Annotated in this window: 9 protein-coding genes; 6 read left to right on the forward strand and 3 right to left on the reverse strand. The window is 74.8% G+C overall.

The features are described from left to right. Window positions 1–1116, reverse strand: a 1116-nt coding sequence (locus tag N912_RS66715; protein ID WP_028927962.1) for an ATP-dependent metallopeptidase FtsH/Yme1/Tma family protein, incomplete at its 3' end; no start/stop codon positions are given. Between the two features lie 212 nt (window positions 1117–1328). On the opposite strand from N912_RS66715, the gene N912_RS59500 reads away from it, so the two are divergent. Next, window positions 1329–1850, forward strand: coding sequence for a universal stress protein (locus N912_RS59500; RefSeq protein WP_051581806.1), 522 nt, complete (start codon window positions 1329–1331; stop codon window positions 1848–1850). A gap of 71 nt (window positions 1851–1921) precedes the next feature. After that, complete coding sequence (locus N912_RS0147645; protein ID WP_245645963.1) at window positions 1922–2161, forward strand: SHOCT domain-containing protein; 240 nt, start codon at window positions 1922–1924, stop codon at window positions 2159–2161. A 3-nt stretch (window positions 2162–2164) separates the two neighbouring features. Here N912_RS0147645 and N912_RS0147650 read toward each other — a convergent pair whose 3' ends face one another. Further along, window positions 2165–3877 (reverse strand): SulP family inorganic anion transporter, encoded by a 1713-nt coding sequence (locus N912_RS0147650; RefSeq protein WP_084212105.1) that lies wholly within the window; start codon window positions 3875–3877, stop codon window positions 2165–2167. Between the two features lie 94 nt (window positions 3878–3971). After that, window positions 3972–4961, reverse strand: coding sequence for an Acg family FMN-binding oxidoreductase (locus tag N912_RS0147655; protein WP_037070406.1), 990 nt, complete (start codon window positions 4959–4961; stop codon window positions 3972–3974). A 261-nt stretch (window positions 4962–5222) separates the two neighbouring features. On the opposite strand from N912_RS0147655, the gene N912_RS0147660 reads away from it, so the two are divergent. From N912_RS0147660 to ppsA, 4 genes are all read left to right on the forward strand, one after another. Beyond that, window positions 5223–5675: a universal stress protein gene (locus N912_RS0147660; RefSeq protein ID WP_028927966.1), complete on the forward strand. Its 453-nt coding sequence runs from the start codon at window positions 5223–5225 to the stop codon at window positions 5673–5675. Window positions 5676–5824: 149 nt separating this feature from the next. Next, window positions 5825–6403: a hypothetical protein gene (locus tag N912_RS61420; protein WP_051581808.1), complete on the forward strand. Its 579-nt coding sequence runs from the start codon at window positions 5825–5827 to the stop codon at window positions 6401–6403. After that, window positions 6400–6981, forward strand: coding sequence for a universal stress protein (locus tag N912_RS59510; protein ID WP_051581809.1), 582 nt, complete (start codon window positions 6400–6402; stop codon window positions 6979–6981). The genes N912_RS61420 and N912_RS59510 overlap by 4 nt, the downstream gene beginning before the upstream one ends. Continuing rightward, window positions 6978–8914: phosphoenolpyruvate synthase (ppsA, locus tag N912_RS0147675; protein WP_028927967.1), on the forward strand; the 1937-nt coding region annotated here is incomplete at its 3' end. The genes N912_RS59510 and ppsA, both read left to right, overlap by 4 nt.

The raw sequence follows: 8914 nt of genomic DNA on the forward strand, positions 1-8914 counted from the left end.
CAGGTCGACGCCGGGGTCGAGGTGCTTGTGGCGGCAGTGCACGGCGAGGATGGCGGCGCGTTCGGTCTGGGTGGGCAGCGGGATGGTGACCTGGCGGTCGAAGCGGCCGGGTCGCATCAGCGCGGGGTCGAGGACCTCGGGGCGGTTGGTGGCGGCGAGGACGACGATGCCTTCTCCGGGGTCGAAGCCGTCCATCTCGGCGAGCAGCTGGTTGAGGGTCTGTTCGCGTTCGTCGTTGGAGACCATGGCGTGGGTGCCGGCGCGGCGGGCGCCGATGGCGTCGAGCTCGTCGACGAACACGATCGCGGGGGCGCGCTTGCGGGCCTCGGCGAACAGGTCGCGGACCCGGGCGGCGCCGACGCCGACGTACATCTCCACGAAGCTGGACCCGACGACGGAGAAGAACGGCACGTCGGCCTCCCCGGCCACGGCGCGGGCCAGCAGGGTCTTGCCGGTCCCGGGTGGGCCGATCATGAGTACGCCGCGCGGCGCGGTGGCTCCGGCGCGGCGGTAGCGCTCGGGCTGGCGCAGGAAGTCGACCACCTCGACGATCTCGGCCTTCGCGCCCTGGTAGCCGGCGACCTCGGCGAAGGTGGTCTTCGGCCGTTCGGTGTCGAAGACCTTCGCCTTGGCCTTGCCGGCGCCGAAGACGCCCTGCAGCTGGCCGGTTCCCGAGGCGCGACGCCAGAACCAGAAGACCAGCAGCATCGGGGCGAGGAGGATCAGCCAGGACAGCAGCTGCTCGCCGGTCGAGGACCGGGGCGGCGCGGCGGTGACCTCCACCTGCGCGGCCGAGAGGCGGTCCAGCAGGCCCGGGCCCGCCTGCGGCGGGATCACCGTGGCGAACCTGCGCCCGTCGGTCAGGCCGCCGCGCGCCTGGCCGTCGGTCTCGATGGTGATCGTCTTGACCTGGTGACCGTCGACGGCGGTCAGGAACCGCGAGTAGGTCAGCTGCTCGGCCGCCGCGCCGCTGGCCAGGCTGGGCAGCCACACCGCCAGCAGCAGGGGCAGGACGACCGCGATCGGCCACAGCCAGCGCTGCCACGCCGGTGGGGTGGGCGGCGCGCCGGGGGGCGGGCGGTCGCCCGGGGGCGGTGGGATCGCCTGTTTGCTCATCGCGCCGTCCTGCCCTTTCCGGTTCCGGTGAACCGAGCATCGACCGGGCGGCGCAGCGCGGGGGAGAGGCTTTCGGCACCGCTCGCGCCGGTCGTTGGCCACACCCGGCGCGGTTGAGCCGAACGCCCCCGGAGGGTCGGGCCGTTCGCCCCTGGGACCGGCGTGGTGTCGAGCGCAGGGTGGCCGGGACAGACAGCGGATGGGATGACGAGATGAGCGCTCGCAGGACGATCGTGGTCGGGGTGGACGACTCCGAGGCGGCCGAGGCAGCCTTGGAGTACGCGCTCGACGCGGCCGCCGCGCAGGGCACGGCCGTCCGCGTGGTGAGCGTGTTCGGGCTGGTCGAGGACTGGCCGCTGCCCTTCACCCGGCGGTCGTCGTCCAGCGTCGCGGAGGCAACCGGCTTGATTGAGAGGCGGCTGCGGGACCTCGTGGGTGAGCTGGTGGCCGCCCGGCCCCGGCTGGCGGGAGTTCCCGTCGACGTGCAGGCGCTGTTGGGGGCTCCGGCGGGCGTGCTGGTCGAGCAGGCCGCCCGCGCCGACCTGCTGGTGATCGGGCACCGGGGTCGAGGCGCCCTCGCCAGCGCCCTGCTCGGTTCGGTCGGCCTGCACTGCGTGCTCCACGCCCCGTGCACGGTCACCGTGGTGCGGACCATCGCGGTCCAGGCCCGTGAGCGGGCCCGCGCGGCGCGGCTGGCGCTCACCCCGGCCCCGATCGGGCCCGCGTTGGCATAGCCCGCGCCGGACGGACCGTGGGCACATCGAGAGACCGAGGAGCTACCGCGATGTCGTGGTATGGAGATGGAATGGGCACGTGGGGGGCCATGGTGACGGCGGTGAGCACCGTCCTGTTCTGGGTGCTGATCATCGCCGGGATCGTCCTGCTGGTCCGCGCGCAAGCCCGGCCCGACCGCACCACGCCTGGCGGCCGGCCCACCCCCGAGCGGCTGCTCGCCGGGCGCTTCGCGCGTGGAGAGATCGACGAGGACGAGTACCGGCAGCGCCTGGATGTGCTGCGTGGTCAGCACCGCCCACTGCCCAGATAGGAGCTATCCGGTCGTGCGTTGGTAGGCCTGCACGGCGGTGGGCAGGGTGGGGAAGATCCGGTCCGGGCCGATGCGGTCGAGCAGCCCGGCGCGGCGCAGGTCGGTCCTCAGGTCCTGTTTCACGCGGGCCATGGCCAGCACGATGTCGCGGTGCGCGAGCTCGTCGCGCAGGGCGGCGAGCGTGTCGGCGGCGGTGATGTCGAGCTCGGTGATCACCTCGGTGTTGAGCAGCAGCCACCTGGTGGGGGTCGGGGCGTTGTCGACGGCGGCCAGCGCGCGGCGGCGGAAGTTGTCGGCGTTGGCGAAGCACAGCGGGGCGTCGTAGCGGTAGACGACCAGCCCGTCGAGCCGCTCGGCGTGAGGGTAGTCGTCGACGTCGTGCATGCCGGCAAGGCCGGGGACGAAGCCGAGGATGCCGTCGTGTGGTCGGGACAGCTTGCGCAGCAGGTCCAGGATGGACAGGCCGACCGCGGCCAGCACGCCGCCGAGCACGCCGAGGATGAGCACCGCGGCGGTGGTGGCCAGGGCCAGGGTCAGCTCGGAGCGGCGGAACCGGGCGAAGCGGCGCAGCTCGCGCAGGTCGATCAGGCCGACGGCGGCGTAGATCACCAGCGCGCCGAGCGCGGCGGTGGGGAACAGTTCGAGCACCGGTGCGCCGAGAAACAGCACGGCGAGCACCACGACGGCCGCGACCAGGGAGTAGAGCTGGCTGCGGGCGCCGACGGACTCGGCGATCGCGGTGCGGCTGCCGCTGCTGCTGATCGGGAACCCGCGCAGCAGGCCGGCGGCGATGTTGGCGGTGCCGAGGGCGAGCAGCTCGCGGTCGGCGTCGAGCCGGTGGCCGGCGCGGGCGGCGAACGCTCGGCCGGTCAGCACGGTGTCGGAGTAGGCCACGATGGTCACGCCCAGCGCCGGGGCGAGCAGCGCCAGGACGTCCCCGCCCGTCACAGCCGGCAGCGCGGGCGCCGGTATCCCGCCCGGAACCGTTCCCACCACCGCCACACCGTGCTGGCGCAGCGACAGCGCCGCCACCGCCGCCGAGGCCAGCAACACTGCCAGCAGCGGGCCCGGGACGCGCGGGACCAGCAGCTTGGCGCCGAACAGGAACCCGAGGACGGCCACGGCCAGCGCCACCGTGGGCGGGTGGACCTGCCCGGCGGCGGCGAGGAACGCGGTGAGCTGGGCGATCGCTGTGTCGCCCCCCGCCGGGGCGCCGGTGACGTTGCGCAGCTGCCCGGCGATCATGATCAGGGCGATCCCGGCGAGGTAGCCGACCAGCACCGGCCGGGACAGCAGGTTGGCCAGGAACCCCAGCCGCGCCGCCCATCCCAGCACGCAGAACGCCCCAACCACCAGCGCGAGGGCGGCCGCCAGCGCCGCGTAGCGGTCCGGTTGTCCGGCGGCGAGCGGCGCGATGGCGATCGCGGTCATGATCGCGGTGGTCGACTCCGGCCCCATCGACAGCTGGCGCGACGAGCCGACCAGCCCGTACCCGACCACGGCCGCGACCGCCGCCCACAGCCCGACGATCGGCGGCAGCCCGGCGACACCCGCATAGGCGAGCACCTGCGGCACCAGGTAGGCAGCCACGGTGAGCCCGGCAACCAGGTCGCCGCGCACGGCCGGCCAGTCCCGCCTTCGTACCGCCGCCGCGCCCGCCACCAGCGCGGACGTCCGCCCGAACGTCACCGCTCGCGCCCACAGTCCGCCGCTCATCGGCCGGGCCGCCGGCGCGTGATGGGTTCCACCGGCTCATTCGTAGCCGAGAACCGCGACGTGGTGCATCCGTGCCGCCCGGTTGGGGTGTTCGTCAGCGCGACAACGGCTCGATGACGCCCTCGGCGCGGCGGCGCGGGGTGGCCGGCAGCGCGGGCCTCGACGGTGCCCAGCCCAGCCTGAGGATGACCTGTGGGCAGAGGGTTCCGCCGAGCACCTGGTCGCGCAGGTAGCGGCGGGTGTGCCCGACCTCGAGCGGTTGGCTGAGCGGGCAGGTCGCCAGCCCGGACGCGGTGGCCAGCAGGAGCACGGCGCTGAGCGCTTCGCCGGCGCGCAGCTGGCAGAGCCGGTCGTCGGAGGCCGTGCCCAGCACCAGCAGCGTCGACCGGTCCGGGGCTCCGCCTCGGTCGGCGAGCTCGCCGGGGCGGAACCGGCGAGCGGCGGGGACCGCGGCCGAGGGGCGGGTGGGCAGGTTCGCCGCCGGGACCCCGTCCGGGCTGGCGTCGCGGGCCGACCAGAGCGCCAGCTCCAGGTCGTAGCCGGGGGTCGCCGGCTGGGCGGTGGCCGCCTCGTGGATGGCATGGAGGACCTGGTTGCGCGGCCGGTCCTCGGTGATCACCCGCAGGGTGGCGCCCTGGGCGGCCGCGGCGGCGGTGAGCTCGGCCAGGTACGGCTCGGGCACCGGCCAGTCCTGGTAGGCGCGGCGGTCGGTGCGCCGGATCGCAATCGCCGACGCCATGCGCAGGTCGGCGTCGCGGGTCCGGCCGGGGGACAGCTCCAGGGCCGCCAGATGGTCGGGCTCGCCGGGGTTGGGCAGCCGGTGCACGGCGGCGCCGACCCCGGCCGCGGCGAGCGCGATCCGCAGGTGGTGCAGGGCCGCGCCGCAGCTCAGCAGCAGGTCGCGGCCGTCGGCGTCGGTGGCGGGCAGCCAGCGCTTCAGGTCGGCGTACAGGTGCACGCTGCGCTCGCCCAGGAGCCAGCGCCACGGCTGGGTGTTGTGGATCGACGGCGCGCGGGTGGCCAGCTCGATGGCCCGCCGCACGGTGTCCCGGTCGATGGCCCTGTCGAGCCTGGCGGAGTTCATGTCCCGTTCCATCCGTTCGGTCGGCACGCCCTCGCGCGCCGGCTTGTGAGCAGTCTCGGCGCGGGCCCGGCCAGGGCGTAACGGCCAGAAGGCCCCGTTCGCGAGTGACCGCCGGCTCCAGCCGAGGACCCGCCGCCCGACCGCCGGCCGAATGGGGTCGGAATACCCCGGGCCTGGGGGCTTTGGTGGCTGGTCGCCGTCGCTTCGGGCCAGAACCGTGGCGCGGGATCGGACGAATCCGAGGGATCTGAGGGAGATGACATGAGCAACAACGGGACGGTCGTGGTCGGGGTGGACGGCTCCGAGGGGTCGCTGGCGGCGCTGAAGGTCGCGGCCGAGGAGGCGCGGCGGCGTTCGGCGCTGCTGCGTGTGGTCACCGCCTACGAGCTGCCGAGCTACTGGGCTCTGCCGGCGGGACCGGCGATCGGGGTCACGCCGGAGGAGATCGCCCAGAACGCCCACGAGCAGACCCAGGCGGAGGTGGACCAGCTGCTGGCCGGTGACCCGACGGCGCCGAAGGTGGACGTGTTCGTCACTGCGGGGCCGGCGGCGAAGGTGCTGGTCGACGCCGCCGAGGACGCCGATCTGCTGGTGGTGGGCCATCGCGGGCGGGGCGGGTTCAGCAGCATGCTGCTCGGCTCGGTCGGGCTGGCGTGCGTGCTGCACGCCCCGTGCACGGTGACCGTGGTCCGCGAGGCCACGCGCGAGAGGTAGCCGGAATGGCCGAGTGGCCTTCCGGAGGGGCGGCTTTGGGCTCCTGGATGCCCGACGAAGTCCCCTGACCGGTTGGTGGCCGCCCGGCGCAGGGTGAGCGCGGACACCACGCGTGGCCTCAAGGTCGGTTCGAGACACGGGAGCATCCCATGGACGTCACACATCACAGGCGCCGGCCGTGGCGGTCCTCGGGTGGTTCGCTGGCACGGCCGAGCGACCGGATCGAGGCCCTCATCCTGGCGGTGCTGTTCGCGGCGGGATTCGCCGTGGTCGGGATCGGGATCTGGGCCGGGCACGCCACCGCCGACGGGCTGGCACGGCACGGACCGCGCGTGCAGGCCGCCGAGTATGCCGCGCAGGCGGTCGCGACCGGCGACGCCCGGTCCTTCGCCGGTGCTGGTCCGAACGGCGTCGTGCCGTGGAGCGTGCCGGTGGCCTGGTCCACCCCGTCCGGCCCGGCCAGCGGGTCCGTGCTGGTCGACCACGCGGTCGCGGCCGGTGCGCCGGTGCCGGTAGTGGTGGACCGCGCCGGCCGGCCGCGCGCCGCGCAGCCGCCCAGGTTGTCGGGCGCGCCCGTGGTCGTCGGGGTGGTGACGGTGCTCGCGGGCTGGTTGCTGCTGGCATCGCTGTGGCTGCTCACCAACTCGGGGATGGCTTGCCTTCACGCGGCGGGCCTGGATGCCGAGTGGGAGCGGGTGGAGCCGATGTGGTCCGGGCGATCGGAATGAGCGTCTCCGAGGCCGGGGTCGACGTCGCTTCCAGCGCCGGTCAGACCGCCGGCCCGCCGGCCCGGCGGCCAGGGATGGTCGTGGTCGGGATCGACGGCTCGGCGCCGTCCCGCAACGCACTGCGGTACGCACTGGCCGAGGCGTCGCGGCGAGGCGCCGGAGTGCGGCTGGTGTGGGCCTACGACCCGTCCGAACGGCGATCGACGGGCCACGGTGCGGGCGGTCGCAACACGTCAGCGAGCCTCATCGGCTCGACCGTCGAGCTGGGTGCGCGGGCCTGGCGGATGGTCGCAGGGTTGGCCGGGGCGGACCCTCGGCTGGCGAGCGTGCCCGTGGAGATCCGGGTGCTGGCCGGGCCGGCGGCGGGGGTCTTGTTGGCCGCGGCTCGCGACGCGGACCTTGTGGTGATCGGCCGCCGGAGCCGGTCCGGGCTGGCCAAGGCGCTGCTCGGCCCGGTCGGGCTGCACTGCGCGCTGCGCTCCGAGGTCCCTGTGGTGATCGTCCCGGCCGACGCCCCCGCCTCGCCGGCCGGTGCGAACTCTCGAACGAATGAGCTGAAAGGGACGGTGCGGTCGTGACCACGACGCTGGCGCAGTGGGTACGGGACCTGGGAGCGGTGTCGCTCGCCGACGCGGCGACGGTCGGTGGCAAGGCGGCCAACCTGGGGGAGCTGATCGGTGCCGGGTTCCCGGTTCCCGCCGGGTTCGCGCTCACAGCGGACTCCTACCTGGAGTCGATGCGGCGCGGCGGCGTGCGCGACCAGCTTGCCCGGCTGCACGCCGACGCGCTTGCGGCCGCGCCGACCGAGCTGGACGGGTTGTGCGAACGGATGGCCGGGCTGGTCCGCCGGGCCGGCCTGCCCGAGCCGCTGGCCGACGAGATCCGCGCCGCCTACGCCGCGCTGGGCGAACCGGCGAGCGCAGCGCCGGAGACGGTGGCGGTGCGCTCCTCGGCCGTTGGCGAGGATGCGAGCGATGCCTCCTTCGCCGGCATGAACGCCACCTTCACCAACGTGCACGGCGCCGAGGAGCTGCTGGCCCGGATCGTGGACTGCTGGGTCTCGGCGGTGGCTCCCCGGGTGGTCGCCTACCGCGCGGAACGGGGGATGGCCGCCGAGCCGGCGATCGCGGTGGTGGTCCAGCGGATGATCCCGGCCGAGCGGGCGGGCATCGTGTTCACCGCCGACCCGGCCAGCGGCCGGCGCGACCGGGTGGTGGTGGAGGCGGCGTTCGGCCAGGGCGAGGTGGTGGTCTCCGGCACCGTGCAACCGGACACCCATGTCCTGTCCACCCCGGACCTCGGGCTGGTCTCGACCACCGTCGGGCATCAGAACGTGGAGATCGTGCGCGGCCCGGACGGCCGCGACCTGCGCCGGCCGCTGGACCCGCAACGGGCCGCGGCCCGAGTGCTCACCGACGCCGAGGTCACCGACATCGCCCGCCTCGCGCTGCGGGTGCAGGAGCACTACGGCGCCCCGCAGGACATCGAGTGGGCGATGGCCGACGGCCGGCTGTGGCTGGTCCAGGCTCGCCCGATCACCGCCCTCGGTGGCGGCGACGCCCGCGACGGGCGGGCGGCCGTGCTGGCCCGAGGCCTGGCCGCCTCACCGGGCCGAGTCTGCGGCCAGGTGCGGGTGCTGACCAGCCCGGACCAGGGCGGCGCGCTCCACGCGGGTGAGATCCTGGTCGCGGAGCTGACCAACCCGGACTGGTTGCCCACGATCCGCAGGGCCGCCGCGCTGGTCACCGACAGCGGCGGGATGACCTGCCACGCCGCGATCGTGGCCCGCGAGCTCGGTGTGCCCGCCGTGGTGGGCGCCGGCACCGCGACCAGCGTCCTGCGCGACGGCCAGCTGGTGACCGTGGACGGCGCCGCCGGCGAGGTGCTGGCCGGCCGCGTCGACGAGCACCCCTTTGGCACCCAGGCCCGCGCCCGTATCGAACCCGGGCCGGCACCGACCAGCGCCGGTGCCCCCACCGTGACCGGCACCCGGCTGTACGTGAACGTCGCCGTGCCCGAGGCCGCCGAACGCGCCGCCGCCCTCGCGGTGGACGGGGTCGGCCTGCTGCGCGCGGAGTTCCTGCTCACCGAGGCCCTCGACGGGCGCCACCCGCGCGACCTGATCGCCCGGGGCGAACAGGACCGGTTCGTCGAGAAGCTGGCGGCGTCGCTGCGACGCATCGGCGCGGCGTTCGCCCCCCGCCCGGTCATCTACCGCACCACCGACCTGCGCAGCAACGAGTTCCGCGGCCTACGCGGAGGCGAGGAGCTCGAACCCGTCGAGCGCAACCCGATGATCGGCTACCGGGGTGCCTACCGGTACCTGCACGAACCCGAGGTGTTCGCCATCGAGCTGCGCGCACTGGCCGAGGTCCGAGAGCGGTGCCCGAACCTGCACCTGATGATCCCGTTCGTGCGCACCCGCTGGGAGCTGGAGGCCTGCCTGGAGCTGGTCGACGCCAGCCCGCTGGGCCGCCACCGCGGCCTGCACCGCTGGATCATGGCCGAGGT

The organism is Actinospineispora acaciae DSM 45401 (assembly GCF_000620785.1).
Classification (GTDB): domain Bacteria; phylum Actinomycetota; class Actinomycetes; order Mycobacteriales; family Pseudonocardiaceae; genus Pseudonocardia; species Pseudonocardia acaciae.